Raw genomic sequence first — 15,955 nt, 5'->3', positions numbered from 1 at the left:
TCTCAGTTCCAAAAGTCCGTCTTCTCCTTCAGACCGATGGAGGCGGCCCGGAACACCGGGTCCTTCCCCTCCCGCCGCTGGCTGGTGTAGTCCTTCAGGGCGCTGAGAGCGGTCCGGCCCAGCAGGACGATGACCGGCAGATTGATCAGGGCCATGACGCCCATGAGCACGTCCGCCACGTCCCACACCAGGTCGAACTCCATCTGCGCCCCCGCAAAGACCAGCGCCGCGGCGGCCAGACGGAAGACTGTCAGCCCCCTCTTCCCGATCCGCTCCCGGGTGATGTACCGCAGGCATCCCTCGCAGTAGAACAGGTTGCCCAGCAGGGTGGTGAATGCGAAGAGCAGCAGGGCCAGGGTGAGGAAGTAAGGCCCCACGCTGCCGAAGGTGGTGGAGAGGGACTGCTGCACGAAAGCGGCCCCCTTCAGCTGCTCAGAGGGCACGATGCCGGTGCACAGGCACATCATGGCGGTGGCGGTGCACACCAGCAGAGTGTCGATAAAGACGGACAGCATCTGCACCAGGCCCTGCTTGACCGGGTGGGACACGTCCGCCGCCGCCGCGGCGTTGGGGGCGGAGCCCACGCCCGCCTCGTTGGAGTACAGCCCCCGCTTGATGCCCTCCATCAGTGCGGAGCCGGCGAAGCCGCCGAAGATGGCCCGGAAGTCAAAGGCGCCGGCGATGATCCTGCCGAACACCTGGGGCAGCATCTGGAAGTTCAGCGCCATGACCACCAGCGCCATCAGGATGTAGGTCACCCCCATGAAGGGGACCAGCAGGCCGGTGATCCTGACGATCCGCCTGCCCCCGCCCAGGACGCACACCGCCACCAGGACGGCCAGCAGGCCGCCCCCCACCAGGGGGACCAGGCTGGTCTGCGGGTCGCCGTAAAAGCTGTATCCGGACATGCTGTCGATCAGGTTGAAGGAGGCCAGCATGTTGAACCCCCCGGCGTAGGTGGCGATCAGGGCCGCCGCGAAGACCACGCCCAGCCAGCGGCTCTTCAGCGCCGCCTGGATGTAGTAGGAGGGGCCTCCGTAGCTCCCGCCGTTCTTGTCCCGCACCTTGTAGATCTGGGCCAGGGTGCTCTCGATAAAGGCGGACGCCCCGCCCAGCAGGGCGATGATCCACATCCAGAACACCGCGCCGTAGCCGCCGACGGCGATGGCGTTGGCCACTCCCACGATGTTGCCCGTCCCCACCCGGCTGGCGGTGGACACCATCAGGGCCTGGAAGGCGGACACCGACTCCCTGGAGGAGCTCTTCTCCCCCACCACCCGGATGGACTCCGCCAAAAGCCGCAGCTGCACCCCCCGGGTGCGGATGGTGAAGTACAGCCCCACCGCCAGCAGCATGATGATGAGCAGATAGCTGTACATGAAATCGCTGATGGTCCCTATCATCTCTCCAAACATCGTCTCTCTCCTTCTTTCTCTCTGTCCGGGCAGAACGGCGCCCCCGTCAGTCATCCATGGCGGGGGCGCTGCTCTGCGCGGAGGAGATTATACCACAAATCCGGGAAGAGTTCCAGACGCTGCCGGACTTTTCTCGCATTTTGTGCAAAAAGCCGGGGGCGTCACATCATGCGGACGATCTCCTTCTTCAGCCGGGCGATGATCCGCTTCTCCAGCCGGGAGATATAGGACTGGGAGATGCCCAGCCGGTCCGCCACCTCCTTCTGGGTCTGCTCTCTGGCCCCGTCCAGTCCGAACCGGAGGGAGATGATGTGCCGCTCCCGGGGCTCCAGCCGGTCCAGGGCCTGGCGGAGCAGCTGCCGGTCCACGTCCGCCTCGATGGGGCGCATCACCAGGTCGTTCTCCGTCCCCAGCACGTCGGACAGGAGCAGCTCGTTGCCGTCCCAGTCGGTGTTCAGCGGCTCGTCCAGGGACAGCTCCGTCTTCTGGGAGGAGGTCTTGCGCAGGTGCATCAGGATCTCGTTTTCGATGCAGCGGCTGGCGTAGGTGGCCAGCTTGATGCTCTTGGCCGGCTGATAGGTCCCCACCGCCTTGATCAGCCCGATGGTCCCGATGGAGATCAGGTCCTCGATGTTGATCCCCGTGTTCTCGAACCGGCGGGCGATGTACACCACCAGACGTAGGTTGTGCTCGATGAGGCGGGCCCGGGCCTCCGGGTCCCCCTGCCCCAGGCGGGCGATCAGTTCCCCCTCCTCCTCCCGGGTCAGGGGGCTGGGCAGGGTGTCGCTCCCACCGATGTACATCACCTTCTCCGGCTGGTACAGCCCCAGCCGGACCAGGAGCCGGGCCGCCCGCTCCCTCACCGCCATCCATAACAGTCTCACAGCAGTTCTCCTTTCAAGTCAGCGCGCCGATGAGCGCGCGGTAGCTCCCTCCGTCCGAGACCGGTGTGGGAGACATGGCCACCAGCAGGGGGCCCAGCTCCTCCCCGCCCACCCTGGCACGGTCCACCCGCACCGCCAGCAGCAGGCCCCGGTCCACCCCTACGGCCCGGTAGGGCAGCAGGCGCAGGCGCCCCCGGAGTGGGCCCTCCCCCAGCCGGGCCAGCCCCCCCGCCGGGTCCCGCAGGTCCTCCGGCCCGGGCCCTGTCCCCGGCGGGAACAGGGGGGAAAGGGTCTCCCCCTCCGCCACCATCACCGGCCGCCCGGAGACCGGGTCGGTCAGCGTGTTCCCCGTGTCCACCAGGGCAGTGAGCTCCACCTGCCGCTCCCGGAGGGAGAGACGGGCGGGGAGCAGCTCCCGGGAGGCAGCGGTGTGGCGGCCCGCCCCCCGGAAGATCAGGGTGATGACCGCATAGCACCCCGCTGCCGAGAGCAGGACGATCTTCAGGTCCATGGAGGAGTAGAGCACCCCGCCCCCCAGGCTCAGCCCCCGCCCCCCCAGCAGTCCGATGGCCAGCACGCCTCCGCCGAAGGCGCAGGAGAGCAGAAAAAAGATCACCACCTGGCGCAGCAGGCGGCGGCAGCCGCCGAAGGCGGTGAGCACCATCAGCACCGCCGCCGACAGCCGGCAGAGGGGCCGCCCCAGGAACCCGAAGCTGGGCAGAAAGAGCGCCACCGCATAAAGCCCGCCCAGCAGCGCCCCCAGGGCGAAGCGGAGCCGGCTCAGCCGCTCCCCGGCCAGCCGGGCGGAGCAGAGCAGGAGCAGATAGTCCACAATGGCGTTGAGCAGGAACAAGATATCCACATAGATCACAGTCAAGCCGGCCATCTCCTCTCCGCGCGGAGCCGGTCCGGCCCCTTTTTGTTCTCCCCGGCCGCCCCCTGGGGCCGGTCCGACAAGCCCTATTATAGAGTCCGTCCATCCAGAAAAAGGTCACAATCGAGATGTCATTTTCAGGAGAAATCCCCCGCCCCTCCAGTACGGGACAGAGGGCCTGCCCGTCTATTGGTCAGACCAGCGGCGGCACCATTCCCTTTTCCTGAATAAAAGCAGTGGGACCGGGAGGCCGTGCGGCCTCCCGGTCCCTGTTTTGGACAGAGGGTGTGCTTACTGGGTGGTGATGACCCGGACCTTCTCGCCGTAGGGGTCTACGTAGATAGTCAGGTCGTCGGAGTAGGCGCGGATCTGATACAGCGGGTCATCGCCGGTGAACCAGACCTTGGTCGTGGTGTTGTAGCAGGCCACCTTGTTGGACACCTGGTACACCTTGCCGCCCGCGTTGACGTAGGAGGCGCCGTTGCTGACGAAGAAGTCGCTGCGGGACACGCCCTCCACAGCCTCCAGGGTGACCCGGGAGCGGAGCTTGCCGTCGCCGTCCACCGCGATGCCGCCGGGGACGCCGTTGTCCCCGATGTAGCCCACATTGGAGAAGCTGGTGGTGCCCTCCGGGCTCTCGAACCGCAGAGTGCGGACATAGGAGACCTTGCCGGACTCATCTCCTTCGACCTCTCTGGTGTCGGAGAAGAACAGGCCGTACTGATAGGCGTCGCCGGTGGCGCCCTCCAGGATGATGAAGTCCACCATGTCGGAGGAGTTCAGGTGATAGGTGGCGATCTTGTCGCCGGGGATGGAGTGGGCCTGGATGTCAGCCAGCTCCAGCTGGACCACCGTGCTGCCGCTGACCCGCTCGAAGACGTGGACGCCGGCGGTGACGGGATAGCTGCCCAGTGTCATTTTCTGGAGGTCGAAGACGCCGCCCACAGAGCGGTCAGACATGCGGCTGGCGCTGATGACTCCCGCCTTGGAGGAGGAGACCGTGACCAGCTGGTCCTTCACGCTGTCGGAGAGGCTGGAGGAGCTCTTCAGCTCGATGGTGCCCCCCGCGGGGAGGAAGACCTTCACGGAGCTGCCTTCGGCCAGGCCGATGGCGGTGGAACGGGTCTTGGCTCCGGGCCCCGCCATGCCGGCCACGTTGCCGTCCGCAGTGAGAAGCAGGACTACCGTCTTGCCCACGTCAAAGCTCTGGATGGATTCCAGGGCGCTCTCCAGGACGGTGAACTCGTGTCCCAGCACCGTGATCTTCTGGGGCGCTCTGGGGTTGGGCTCGGCGCTCTCGTAGACGCAGGGCAGCCGCAGGTCGGAGACGATCAGCTTATTGGCCACGCTGTCGTAGGTGACCACGTCATAGGGCTGGATATCAGCCATGGTGATGGTCTGGCCGTTCTTCTCGATGGTGTAGTTGGACGCGCCGCCGGTGAGCTGGTGGAACATGGCCTCGGTGGCGGTGCCGGAGACCACCACCGCGTCAGTGGAGGCGCCGGAGGAGCCATAGTACAGGCCCACCACCTTGCCGTCCGCGGTGTACAGGGTCACCTGGCTGCCGGAGCGCAGCTCCAGATACAGCTTCTCATAGGTGGTCACCGGGTTTTCCTTGGAAGAGGTATAGGCCGGGGTGTCGCCGTCGATGTTGTACCGGGTGCCGTTGGTGCCTGTGAGATAGGTGGGCTGGGCGGCGCCGGACAGGGTCACGGTGACGGAGGCGGTCTCGTCGGGGAGGAAGGTGACGATGCGGTCTTTGTCGTCCAGCACCAGCACGCCCCGGCGTCCCTGAAGGGCGGAGGGCACCACGCCCTCCTGCGCAGGGAGATAGGTCCCATCCGAGGTGCGGATGGCGCCCTCGGAATTGTTGTCCTCCGCGGTGGCGTTGGCGTCCAGCAGGATGACTTTCTCCTTCACAGAGGCGCCCAGGGTCTCGTAGTAGGGGCGGCCGGAGGCCGTCTTGCACCGCAGGGTGTTGACAAAGAGCTGGGCGGTCTGGGCCCGGGTGATGGGGGCGCTGTACGCAAGGGAGACCCCGTCGGTGAGCCCCAGGGAGTTGGCCAGGTTCAGATAGCCCTCCGGCCAGACGGCTCCGGCGTCGGTCTCATCGTAGGAGAGCAGCCGGATCAGGATGGTCACCGCCTCCGCGAAGGTGATCTTCTCGTCGGGGGCGAAGGTGCCGTCCCCCCGCCCGGAGATCAGCCTGGTCTGGGCCTGAGTCCCCTCTCCGCCCTCAGAGGAGGAGCCGGAGCCGGAACCCGCCCCTCCCACCGTGATGGAGGCGGCCAGGTTGATGTAGCCCCTGGCCCAGTGTGAGGCAGTCACATCGGAAAAGATGGTGCGGGTGGTGTACATGGGCACCTTGGACTGCTGCCGCAGCAGTCCAACCAGCATGGTGCAGAACTGGGCCCGGGTGAGCACATCGTTGGGGCGGAAGGTGCCGTCACTGTCGCCGGACACCGCACCCATCAGCCGCAGCACGTCCACGTTGACGGCAGTGCTGTGGTCGTTGATGTCGGAAAAGGAGCCGCCGGAGGCCGCCGCCGGCAGGGCAAGGGAGAGAAGTGCCGCCGCCGTCAGCAGCGCGGCGAGGATCCGTTTTAATTTCATACTCATATCTCCTGTCTTTCTCTGATCTCCAATTTCATTTTGTGTTCCTGGGAAATCTCTACCTTCCGGAGCTCCCCTCCCTGCCGGGAAGGAGCGCACAAAAGGATGGTGAGGTCCCTCATTCGGCCCGCAGGGCCACCACAGGCTGGAGCCCGCTGGCCTTGACGGCCGGGTACATGCCGAAGATGACGCCCAGCGCCACCGAGAAGAGGAAGGCCCCCAGGGTGATGATGGGGCTGGGGAGCAGCACATCGGTGGTGGTGGACAGCAGCAGCTTTCCGGCCACCATGGTGCCCACATAGCCGATGGCGATGCCGATCAGGCCGCCGATGCTGCAGATCATGGCCGCCTCGATGAGGAACTGGGCGATGATGCTCTTGCGCTCGGCGCCGATGGCCTTGCGGATGCCGATCTCCCGGGTGCGCTCGGTGACGGTGACCAGCATGATGTTCATGATGCCGATGCCGCCCACCAGCAGCGAGATGCCGGCGATGGCGCCCAGCACCAGAGACTGCATGTTGCTCTGGGACTGGACCTGCTCGGCGCTGCTGTTGTTGCTGTTGACGTAAAAGCTTCCGTTGTCCCGGTTTCCGTCAGCATTCATAGGAAACAAACCGTTCAGGAAAGCGTCCAGCTTTGTCATGGCCTCCACAGTGGCCTGGGCGCTCTTGGCCTTGACCACGTAGCTGTCGATGTTGTAATTGTTGTTCATGGAGCGGTTGAAGGTGTAGGGCAGGACGATGATATTGTCCAGCTCGTTCCACCCCTCCAGATCGACCGCCTCATAGTAGCCCACCACCTTGAAGGGCTGTCCGTTGATGGTGATATACTCCCCCACCGGATCGGTGAAGTCGAAGAGGGCCTCCTTGGCGCCGGCCCCCAGGACGCAGACGGCGTTGGTCTTCTCCACGTCCAGGTAGGACATCTCCCGCCCGCCGGCCAGGGTGTAGTTGTTGCACACCCCGTACTGGTCAGAGCCCAGCTTGATGTGCATGGCGGTCTGCCAGTCGTAGTTCCCGTTGTTCCAGTCATTGATGCGAATGGTTTTCGCTCCATACTGGACTGTAGCGGTCTCGTTGATCTCCACATCAGGGGTGATCCCCTCCACCAGGTCGCTCATGGTCAGGCAGTAATCGTACAGCTTCTGGGAGGTCTCATTGTTGGTGTCGTAGTAGCCGTAGGCCTGTACGGTGATCTTGTTGTCGCCCAGCTTTTCAAACATCTCCATGGTCTGCCGGTTCTGGCCCTGGACCACGGACACCATGATGACCACCGAGGCCACGCCGATGATGATGCCCAGCATGGTGAGGAAGGACCGGGTCTTTTTCATGGAGATGGACTTGAAGGCCATTTTGAAAGCCTGCCACAGATTCATTCCCAATCCACCTCCTGTGCGTGGTCCGCGATGATCTTTCCATCGGACAGCCGCACCACCCGCCGGGCGGTGGCGGCGATGCCATCGTCATGGGTGATGAGAAGAATGGTGGTGCCCTCCCGGTAGAGGCCCCGGAGGATCTCCAGTACGTGCCGGCCGGTCCTGGAGTCCAGAGCGCCGGTGGGCTCGTCCGCCATGATGATGGGGGGATGGGTGGCGATGGCCCGGGCGATGGCCACCCGCTGCTGCTGGCCGCCGGACATCTCACTGGGCCGGTGGTGGGCACGCTCCGCCATGCCCACCTTTTCCAGCGCCTCCATGGCGATGTCCTCCCGGTCCCACACGGACACCCCCTGATAGATCAGGGGCAGGGTGACGTTCTCCAGGGCATCCAGCTCCTGGATCAGGTTATACCCCTGGAAGATGAAGCCGATCTCCCTGTTGCGGATGTGGGCCAGCTGCTTGTCGGACAGGGAGGTGACGTCGGTGCCGTTTAGGTGGTACTCCCCATAGGTGGGGATGTCCAGGCAGCCCAGCACATTCATCAGGGTGGACTTGCCCGAGCCCGACTGGCCCACGATGGCCACGAACTCCCCCCGGTCGATGTGGAGCGTGACTCCGTCCAGGGCCCGGACCTCACTCTCCTTGCCCTCGTTATAAATTTTGTAAAGGTCTTTGATCTCGATCAGCATGAGAGCACCTCGATCAATAGCCGGAGCTGTAATCGGTGACCATGAAGTTGACGAAGACCTCGTCCCCCTCCTGAACGCCGGAGGTGATCTCCACGTTTTCTGTGTCCGAGATGCCGGTGGTGACGATGACGGGGTAGAAGCCGTCCTCCTCCGAGGGGAACGGGCGCTGCTGGCCGGGCTCGACCTGGGGCAGGTCCAGCTCCGGCACATCGTCCGGCCGGGCGTCCCGCTTGACGAAGACCACCGCCTGACGGTTTCCATCCGCGTCGGAGACATATTTCACCGCGCTGGTGGGCACCAGGATGCAGTCACTGGACTCGCTGGTAACAAAGGAGTACTGCAGCCAGGCCCCGTCCATCAGGGAGCCGTCGTAGTTCTCCACCGTCAGGGTGACGGGGTAGTTGGTCATGCCGCTGCCGCTCTCAGCCTTTCCCATGTCGATGGCGGTGACCACGCCCTGATAGGTGGTGCCGTTCCAGTCCAGATCCACGTAGTCCCCGGGCTTGATGAAGGAGATGTTCCGGTCGTCCACCGTGATGGTGACCAGCATGGTGGTGGTGTTGGAGATGATGACCACCGTGTCGCCGCTCTTGACCTCGGCCCCCTCGGAGAGGGTGCAGGAGGTGACGGTCCCGTCGATCGGGGCCACAGCGTTGAAATCCGCCAGGGCCTTGGAGGCCTCATCCAGCGCAGTCTGGGCCTCCTCGATCTCGGACTGCTTGGCCCGGATGTCAGAGTCAATGGTGGAGGACCCCAGGTAGAGCAGGGCCTCTCCCGCCTCCACATTGGCGTGGTCGAGCAGGTTGCCCATGCCCACCACGGGGCCGTTGGCCTTGGCCTCGATGGTGCGGGTCTCATAGAACTCGGTCTGCCCATTCTGGTAGGGGTAGATCTGGGTGCCATCGCCGGCGGTGAGCATGGCGGAGGCGTCCATCCCGGCGGTGAGGGTGCCGGGGTTGTCAAAGACCACTACGGCCTCAAAGTGGACGGCCCCTTCCGGGGATATGTAGCTGACCTTGTTGATCTTCTCCACTGTTCCGGTGAAGGTGCGCATCACCGCGGGGATGGACACGTCCACGCTCTGGCCCACAGAGATCTGGTCCTCATAGGCGTAGCTGAAGTAGAGGGACAGCTTCAGCTGCTTGTCGTTGACCAGGGTGGCCACCTCGGTGCCCTTGGACACGTCCTGGTCGATCTGGAACTCCTTCACGTCCTGGAGCTTACCCGCAAAGGGGGCCCGGATCGTCAGGTTGGCGGCATCCTCCTGGAGGTCAGACAGGTCCTTGTAGAGGTTCTCCACCTTCTCCTGGGCGGTCTTCACCGCGTCCTCAGCGGCCTGGCTGAAGATGGTGTAGAGGGGCTGGCCCGCCGTGACGGTTTGGCCGGGAGCGATGAGCACCTCCTGCACGGTGCCGCCGGCGTTGAGGGTGATGGCGGCGGTCTCCTTGGCCTTGGCGGTGCCGCTGCCGGACACCTTGCTCTGGATGGAGCCGAGGAAGGCGGGCTGGGAGAAGATCTCCCCCTCCTCGCCGCCGGTGCTGAACAGGAATCGGTAGAGGGCAAAGCCGCCGGCCGCCAGCAGGGCGAGCACAACGGCCAGAATGATCAGGTTTTTGACCATCTTTTTCTTTTTCCGGCCGCCGTTGGGCTTGACCGGAGGCCGCGGAGTCGTCTGTGCGGGTGCGGTCTCGGTGGTCTGAGGTGTGGTGATCTCTGGCATTTCAAGTTCCTCCTACGTTTTTTGCCGGGCAGGCACAAGGTCAGGTGCGAGCCTGTCCAGCATGTCCATTATATGCCCAGGGCCGCCGGGTGGCAACTACATAAGAATTACAATTTTTTAAGATTATCTTAAGAAACGTCCTCTTCTGCAGAAATGTGCCCCGGGCAAAGTATCTCTGCTTATCTAGACGAAGAACGGGCACAAAATGTTCCAGACTTTAAAAATTTTTCTGGCCGATGGGCTGGAGTTGATGCGAGGGCGCTTTTCTTCCGGGCAGAGCTGGCAGGAGATTGTTGACGAATTTTCTTCCTTCCGCTACAATAAAGCCAGTTCCCTGCCTCTGGGGCAGGAATTTTCATCCCGCCGCAGCCCGGTCTGCGGCTCCAGGAGGTATGTCCCCGATGTCTTCTGCCCGAAACAAACGGCTGGTGGTCTCCGCCCTGATGCTGGCACTGGCCCTTGTCCTGCCCTATTTTACCGGCGGCATCCCCGCCATCGGCAATCTGCTGCTGCCCATGCACCTGCCGGTGCTGCTGTGCGGCTTTCTGTGCGGCGGCGGGTGGGGGGCCGGGGTGGGACTGGCCGCCCCCCTGCTCCGCTCTCTGCTGGCGGGCCGCCCCGAATTCTTTCCCACCGCCTTCTCCATGGCCTTTGAGCTGGCCGCCTACGGCCTGATCTCCGGGCTGCTCTACCGCCGCCTGCCCAAAAACGCCGCCGGTGTCTATGCCTCTCTGGCAGGGGCCATGGTGGGCGGGCGAATGGTCTGGGGAGCGGTGCGGGCCCTCATCACCCTGGCCTCCCCCACCCCCTTCGGCCTGGCCATCTTCTGGACCGAGGCCGTCCTCAACGCCATCCCCGGCATCCTGCTCCAGCTGGTGCTGATCCCCGCTCTGGTCCTCTCCCTCCAGCGCGCCCGCCTCTCCCCAGTCCAATGACGTCCCTGGAACAGATGTGCGCGGCCCTGTCCCCTCTGGCCGGGGGCGGCGGGAGGGTGCTGGCCGCCCTGGACGGCCCCTGCGCCTCGGGAAAGACCACCCTGGCCGGCCAGGCGGCCCGGCAGCTGGGCTGCCCCCTGGTCCACATGGACGACTTCTTCCTTCCCCCGGCGCGCAAGACCCCCGCCCGCCTGGCCCAGCCGGGGGGAAATGTGGACTGGGAGCGGGTGCGGGACCAGGTCCTGGCCCCCCTGTCCCGGGGAGAGCCCGCCCGGTTCTCCCCCTACCGCTGCCATACCGGGGCGTATGGGCCCCCGGTGTCCCTCTCCCCCGCCCCCCTGGTGCTGGTGGAGGGGGTCTACGCCCTCCACCCCGCCCTGCGGGACTTCTACCGCCTCCGGATCTTTCTGGAGGCCCCCTGGCCGGTGCGGCGCGCCCGCCTTCTGGACCGGGGCGGGCCGGAGCTGCTGGCCCGCTTCCAGGGGGAGTGGGTCCCGCTGGAGGACCGGTATTTCCAGGCCTGCCGGGTCCGGGACTGCTGCCAGCTGGTGCTGAGCGGTCAATGACACGCGCCCCATCCCCCTGCAGCTCCGCCTTGCAAAGCGCGTCAAGGTATCGTATCATCAATAGACATCAAACAGCTTCTGTTTTCTGCGGTCGGAAAGAGGAGGTCAGTGATGTACAGGGTCATCGTGATCGTGCTGGCGTTTATGCTGGGAGTTTTCATTTTCTTCGGAGCCGACTCCGCGAAAACCCGCGGTCAGAAAAAGTGGGTCAACGTGATCGGCACCCTGCTCGTCTGGATATTGGCGGTCCTTGGGGCAGGTGTTCTGGTCCTGTGCTGTCTGGCGGCATGGGACTACTGGAAGACCGGCGATCCAGAAACGGCCGTCTCCTTAGGGATCACCGCCGTGATCCTCGCTGTCGCGATCTATGTCCTGCTGCGGTCTTATTTCAAAAAAACATAGCCGGGAAAACAGCCCCGTCACCGCCCCGCAGGTCCCGATCTGCCGGTGTGTCCCTGCCCCGTGCGGGGCGGGCGCGGCAGGGGTGCCCTTCCCCCGGGGCCGCAAAGCGAACTTGGGCGTCGTGGAGCAGAATTGGAAAAGGTGCAGCCGAAAGATCGGCTGCACCTTTTCCGGTATCACGGGGCATATGGGCTCAGACCGCCTCGTAGATGGCCTTCATGCCCTTATAGGTCATATAGCAGTCCAGCTTGGACACCGTCTCAAAGGGGGCATGCATGGACAGCACGGGCACGCCGGCGTCCAGGGTGTCGATGTTCCGCTCCGCCATGAAGACGGCCACCGTGCCGCCGCCGCCCTGATCGGCCTTGCCCAGCTCGGCCATCTGCCACACCACGCCGGCGCCGTCCAGCACCCGGCGGACATAGGCCACCAGCTCGGCGGAGGCGTCGGAGGCCCCGGACTTGCCCCGGGCCCCGGTGTACTTGCACAGGCCCATGCCGTAGTTGACAAAGGCGCTGTTGCGCTTCTCGTACACCTCCGCGAAGTTGGGGTCATAGGCCGCCGTCACGTCGGCGGACAGGCAGAAAGACTTCTCATAGCAGGCCCGCAGGGGCACGCTCTGGCTCTGGCACAGGTCCTCCATGAAGGTGTCGAAGGCCCTGGACTTCATGCCGGACACCCCCTCGGAGCCGATCTCCTCCTTATCCGCCAGCATGCACACGGCGGTGCGCTCCGGCGTGCCCAGCTGGAGCAGGGCGGCCAGGGAGGCATAGGCGCACACCCGGTCGTCATGGCCGTAGGCGCCGATCAGGGAGCGGTCGAAGCCGATGTCCACCGCCCGGAAGGCGGGGACGGCGCACAGCTCGGCGGAGAGGAAGTCCTCCTCCACGATGCCGTACTTCCGGTTGAGCAGCTCCAGCACCGACAGCTTCACCCGGTCGCTGCCCTCGTCGTCCCGCAGGGGGCGGCTGCCCACCAGGATGTTCAGGCTCTCCGCGGGGATGGCCTCCCCCAGGGGCTTCTTCACCTGGTCGGTGGCCAGGTGGGGCAGCAGGTCGTCGATGGTGAACATGGGGTCGTCCGGTCCGTTGCCCACCGAGACCCGCACCACCTCTCCGTTCTTCAGCGCCACCACGCCGTGGAGCTCCAGGGGAATGGTCACCCACTGGTACTTCCGGATGCCGCCGTAGTAGTGGGTCTTGAAGAAGCCCAGCTCGTCGCTCTCGTACAGGGGGTTCTGCTTCAGGTCCAGCCGGGGGGAGTCGATGTGGGCCGCCCCGATGTTGACCCCGTGCTCCAGGCCTTTCCGGCCCATCACGGCCAGCATGATGGCCTTGTCCCGGTTCACCTGGTAGATCCGGTCCCCGGGCTTCAGCTCCATCCCCCGGACATAGGCCCGGAAGCCGGCGGCCTCCGCCTGGGCGATGGCCCGGTCCACGCACTCCCGCTCGGTCTTGCCCGCGTCCAGGAACTGCTTGTAGCCGGTGCAGTACGCCTCCAGCGCCGCGCCCTCCTCCGCGTCCAGCCGGTCCCAGCCGTTCTTCCGCTCATAGACCAGGGCCCGGCGGAGCTGCTCGCCCCGGGTCAGTTCTTTTTCTTCACTCATAAAACAGTCCTCCTTTGATCTCACAGGGGCGCTTTGCGCGCCTCATTGTTCTCTTATTATGCCGCGCACGGGCGCACACTGTGCGCCCCTACACGATCTCTTTCAAAAACTCCTCTGCCTTCCGGGAAAACTCCTCCGCGGTGCCGCAGTCGTTGTACAGGATATGGGCACAGCCCTCCGCAAAGAACTGGTCCGGCCGCTGGGCCCTCACCCGGGCCCAGGCATAGTCCTCCGAAATGCCCTCCCGGGCCATGATGCGCGCCACCCGCGCCTCCGCCGGGGCCAGTACGGCCACCGTGGTGGTGCACAGGTCGGCCAGACCGCTCTCCAGCAGGGCGAAGGCGTCGATGGCCGTCAGGCCGATGCCCCGGGACCTGTTCTCTTTGACCATCTGCCGGGTGCGCTGAACCACGGCCCGCTGGGCGATGGCGTTCAGCCGCTCCAGCTTGGCCGGGTCCCCGAACACCAGGGCGCCCAGCTTTTTTCTGTCAATGGCCCCCTGTCCGTCCCGGAGGGGGCCAAAGGCCCTCTCCAGGCTTTCCTGTAAGGCTCTATCACTTTCCAGCATTTCGTGGTACACGGCATCGCAGTCGATGACCGCGCCCCCCAGTGCCTCGATCTCCTTCAGGACGGTGGTCTTCCCCGCCCCGGTAGGGCCGGTGATGCCGATGACAGTCATGGTGATCCCTCCCACTTCAAATGCGGACATGCCTCCCGGAGCTGCTCCTCCAGCTCCCGGGGGCTGCACAGCTGCTTCCGGACCTTGGCGAACCTCCGGCCGTCCCGGTCCCGTATCACCACACAACTCCGCTTTTTGGTATAGCTCCCGATTTGGGAATATGGCAGGGCCTTCATGCGACCCAGCAGGTCGAAATAGATCAGCTGATCTGCGTCGCCGTCCAGTCCCTCGTTTCGCACCCGCAGATACCGCGCCAGCAGCCACAGGACGAACAGCCCCAGAAGGGCCATCAGGGCAATCTGCCCCGGCCCCCATACGTCCAGCACGACACACAGCGCGAGAAAGAGGAAGAGGAATTTCAGCAGGGAGCGCCGGGCGTGCCTGCGCTCCATACGCCACCGGAAGCGTTTCCATGTGTACTCTTCCATCGAAGCACCTCCTTTCCGGGCCGGTCAGGGGGCCTTGGCGATGCGGCGGCCCACCCAGTAGGACACGGTGAAAATGAGGATCAGCAGCACCGCCGAGGCGATGCCTCCCCACACCACCAGCAGGCTGCCCATGTAGGTTCCGTCCACGATGCACAGGGGGGTGACCAGCATCATCGCCCCGGGCACCACGCCGGAGATAAACTGGCCGAAGAGGGCGATGGGGATGCTCCGGGCGGCGTCGTCCACCAGCCAGAACTGCCACGCCCCGCACAGCACGCTGAGGAGCACCCCCCAGTGGCCGGCCAGGAGGCTGAGCCAGAAGGGCCGCCTCTGCCGCCCGCAGTCCATCCCCAGCCAGGCCCAGGTCAGCACCATGAGCCAGGGAAGCAGGGTGAACAGCAGCGTCCCCACCACCGGGATGGCCGTCGAGTAGACATAGCAGCCCCCCAGGACCAGGGGAATCAGCCCCATCCAGGGGAAATAGTGGGACCGCTTCACTACCCTCGCTCCTTTCCTTGGTCAGGCCTCCACGATGTGGAAGCCCGCCGCTTTGTTCAGGCGGTTGGTGACCGCCAGCCCGATCCCGCCGCTGTCCGGGCACTGGGCCCAGATGGCGGAGACGGCGGTGTGGTCGAAGGCCCGCAGGGCGTCGAACACCCGCCGGGCCTGCTCCCCCTTGTCCCCCGCCGGCCCCAGGCTCATGACGGGCCGCGCGCCCCCCGCATACATCGGCAGGAACTCCTCAAAGCAGATGACCCCGTCCCCCGGTCCGGCGTGGGCGGCGATATAGGCCGCGCTCCGCTCCGGCGCCCCGGTGACCACGGTGACGGGGGCCTTGGGGGCGTAGTGGCGGTACTTCATCCCAGGGGCCCGGGGCCTCTCCCCCGCCCCCATCAGCCGGGTGACCGCCGGGTCCACCGCCACCTCCCCCAGGGCCGCCCGCAGCTGCTCCAGGGTGATCCCCCCCGGCCTCAGCAGGCGGGGGGGCGTGCATGTCAGGTCCACGATGGTGGACTCCACCCCCACGGAGCAGGGGCCGCCGTCCAAAATGGCGTCGATCCTGCCGTCCATGTCCTCCAGCATGTGGGCGGCGGTGGTGGGGCTGGGCCGCCCGGAGGTATTCCCTGAGGGGGCCGCCACCGGCACGTCCGCCGCCTGGATCACCGCCCGGCACAGGGGGTGGGCGGGACAGCGCATCCCCACCGTGTCCAGCCCCGCCGTCACCTGATCGGGCACGTTGTCCCGCCGCCGGAGCACCATGGTCAGCGGACCGGGCCAGAAGCGCCGGGCCAGCTCATAGGCCGCCGCCGGGATGTCCCGGCAGTACCGCTCCAGCCAGTCCGCCCCCGGGATGTGCAGGATCAGGGGGTTGTCCTGGGGGCGGCCCTTGGCCTGAAAGATCCGGCCCACCGCAGCGGGGTCCAGCCCGTTGGCCCCCAGGCCGTACACCGTCTCGGTGGGGATGCCCACCAGGCCGCCGGCGCGGAGCAGGTCCGCGGCGGTCTGGATGTCCTGTTGGGAGAGGCGCTTTGTCTCCATCCTTTTCCACTTCCTATCTCTCTTGGGCGCGTGCCCGTTTTCCGAGGGTTCCATCCGGGCGGGGCGTGCCCCCTGTGCAGCGCACAGCGGCCCGGCGCGCTGCTTCGTCGGACCCCGTTTTCCCCGCCGGTCTCCCTATGGGGTCCGCGCCCTGCGTAGGGGCGGGCTTGGCCCGCCCGGCTTCGGCGGCAGGGGGTCCCCAAATGGATTCCGCCCCGCAGGGCGGA

At 65.6% G+C, this 15,955-nt stretch carries 15 protein-coding genes; 3 read left to right on the top strand and 12 right to left on the bottom strand.

What is annotated here, in order from left to right; genetic code table 11:
- Nucleotides 1–2 precede the first annotated feature (2 nt).
- The 7 genes from BN1969_RS12935 to BN1969_RS12905 form a co-directional block, all read right to left on the bottom strand.
- Nucleotides 3–1,415 (bottom strand): alanine/glycine:cation symporter family protein, encoded by a 1,413-nt coding sequence (locus BN1969_RS12935; RefSeq protein WP_050624675.1) that lies wholly within the window; start codon nucleotides 1,413–1,415, stop codon nucleotides 3–5.
- Between the two features lie 161 nt (nucleotides 1,416–1,576).
- Nucleotides 1,577–2,284, bottom strand: coding sequence for an RNA polymerase sporulation sigma factor SigE (sigE, locus tag BN1969_RS12930; protein ID WP_050624674.1), 708 nt, complete (start codon nucleotides 2,282–2,284; stop codon nucleotides 1,577–1,579).
- Between the two features lie 28 nt (nucleotides 2,285–2,312).
- Entirely contained in the window at nucleotides 2,313–3,185 is an 873-nt protein-coding gene (locus tag BN1969_RS12925) for a sigma-E processing peptidase SpoIIGA (protein ID WP_242850341.1), read from the bottom strand.
- 279 nt (nucleotides 3,186–3,464) lie between these two features.
- Nucleotides 3,465–5,786 carry an S-layer homology domain-containing protein gene (locus BN1969_RS12920; RefSeq protein ID WP_050624672.1) on the bottom strand — a complete coding sequence of 774 codons (2,322 nt, stop codon included), beginning with the start codon at nucleotides 5,784–5,786 and terminating at the stop codon, nucleotides 3,465–3,467.
- A gap of 118 nt (nucleotides 5,787–5,904) precedes the next feature.
- Nucleotides 5,905–7,161, bottom strand: a complete 1,257-nt coding sequence (locus BN1969_RS12915; protein WP_050624671.1) for an ABC transporter permease — start codon at nucleotides 7,159–7,161, stop codon at nucleotides 5,905–5,907.
- Nucleotides 7,158–7,853: an ABC transporter ATP-binding protein gene (locus BN1969_RS12910; protein ID WP_050624670.1), complete on the bottom strand. Its 696-nt coding sequence runs from the start codon at nucleotides 7,851–7,853 to the stop codon at nucleotides 7,158–7,160. Before BN1969_RS12910 ends, BN1969_RS12915 begins: the two co-directional genes overlap by 4 nt.
- Nucleotides 7,854–7,866: 13 nt before the next feature.
- Nucleotides 7,867–9,573: an efflux RND transporter periplasmic adaptor subunit gene (locus BN1969_RS12905; protein WP_050624669.1), complete on the bottom strand. Its 1,707-nt coding sequence runs from the start codon at nucleotides 9,571–9,573 to the stop codon at nucleotides 7,867–7,869.
- A gap of 401 nt (nucleotides 9,574–9,974) precedes the next feature.
- On the opposite strand from BN1969_RS12905, the gene BN1969_RS12900 reads away from it, so the two are divergent.
- From BN1969_RS12900 to BN1969_RS12890, 3 genes are all read left to right on the top strand, one after another.
- Complete coding sequence (locus tag BN1969_RS12900; RefSeq protein ID WP_050624668.1) at nucleotides 9,975–10,508, top strand: ECF transporter S component; 534 nt, start codon at nucleotides 9,975–9,977, stop codon at nucleotides 10,506–10,508.
- 14 nt (nucleotides 10,509–10,522) lie between these two features.
- The gene (locus tag BN1969_RS18925) at nucleotides 10,523–11,074 is read left to right on the top strand and encodes a uridine kinase family protein (RefSeq protein ID WP_272867231.1); all 552 of its coding nucleotides are present in this window, start codon (nucleotides 10,523–10,525) and stop codon (nucleotides 11,072–11,074) included.
- Between the two features lie 111 nt (nucleotides 11,075–11,185).
- Complete coding sequence (locus BN1969_RS12890; RefSeq protein ID WP_050624666.1) at nucleotides 11,186–11,476, top strand: hypothetical protein; 291 nt, start codon at nucleotides 11,186–11,188, stop codon at nucleotides 11,474–11,476.
- Between the two features lie 193 nt (nucleotides 11,477–11,669).
- On the opposite strand, the gene BN1969_RS12885 is transcribed toward BN1969_RS12890, so the two are convergent.
- The 5 genes from BN1969_RS12885 to BN1969_RS12865 all read right to left on the bottom strand — a co-directional run bounded on the left by BN1969_RS12885 (nucleotide 11,670) and on the right by BN1969_RS12865 (nucleotide 15,728).
- Complete coding sequence (locus BN1969_RS12885) at nucleotides 11,670–13,082, bottom strand: aminopeptidase (protein ID WP_050624665.1); 1,413 nt, start codon at nucleotides 13,080–13,082, stop codon at nucleotides 11,670–11,672.
- Between the two features lie 88 nt (nucleotides 13,083–13,170).
- Nucleotides 13,171–13,791, bottom strand: a complete 621-nt coding sequence (gene coaE / locus BN1969_RS18300) for a dephospho-CoA kinase (protein WP_157954759.1) — start codon at nucleotides 13,789–13,791, stop codon at nucleotides 13,171–13,173.
- Complete coding sequence (locus BN1969_RS18295; protein ID WP_050624663.1) at nucleotides 13,758–14,189, bottom strand: hypothetical protein; 432 nt, start codon at nucleotides 14,187–14,189, stop codon at nucleotides 13,758–13,760. The genes coaE and BN1969_RS18295 overlap by 34 nt, the downstream gene beginning before the upstream one ends.
- A 24-nt stretch (nucleotides 14,190–14,213) precedes the next feature.
- The gene (locus BN1969_RS12870; RefSeq protein ID WP_050624662.1) at nucleotides 14,214–14,687 is read right to left on the bottom strand and encodes a hypothetical protein; all 474 of its coding nucleotides are present in this window, start codon (nucleotides 14,685–14,687) and stop codon (nucleotides 14,214–14,216) included.
- A 21-nt stretch (nucleotides 14,688–14,708) separates the two neighbouring features.
- A complete protein-coding gene (locus tag BN1969_RS12865) occupies nucleotides 14,709–15,728 on the bottom strand; it encodes an L-threonylcarbamoyladenylate synthase (protein ID WP_050624661.1) in 1,020 nt (339 codons plus the stop codon).
- Nucleotides 15,729–15,955 lie beyond the last annotated feature (227 nt).

Source organism: Clostridium phoceensis, assembly GCF_001244495.1.
GTDB classification, from domain to species: Bacteria; Bacillota; Clostridia; order Oscillospirales; family Oscillospiraceae; genus Lawsonibacter; species Lawsonibacter asaccharolyticus.
The sequence above is the reverse complement of the archived record's forward strand: the minus strand, read 5'-3'. Positions and strand labels throughout refer to the sequence as shown.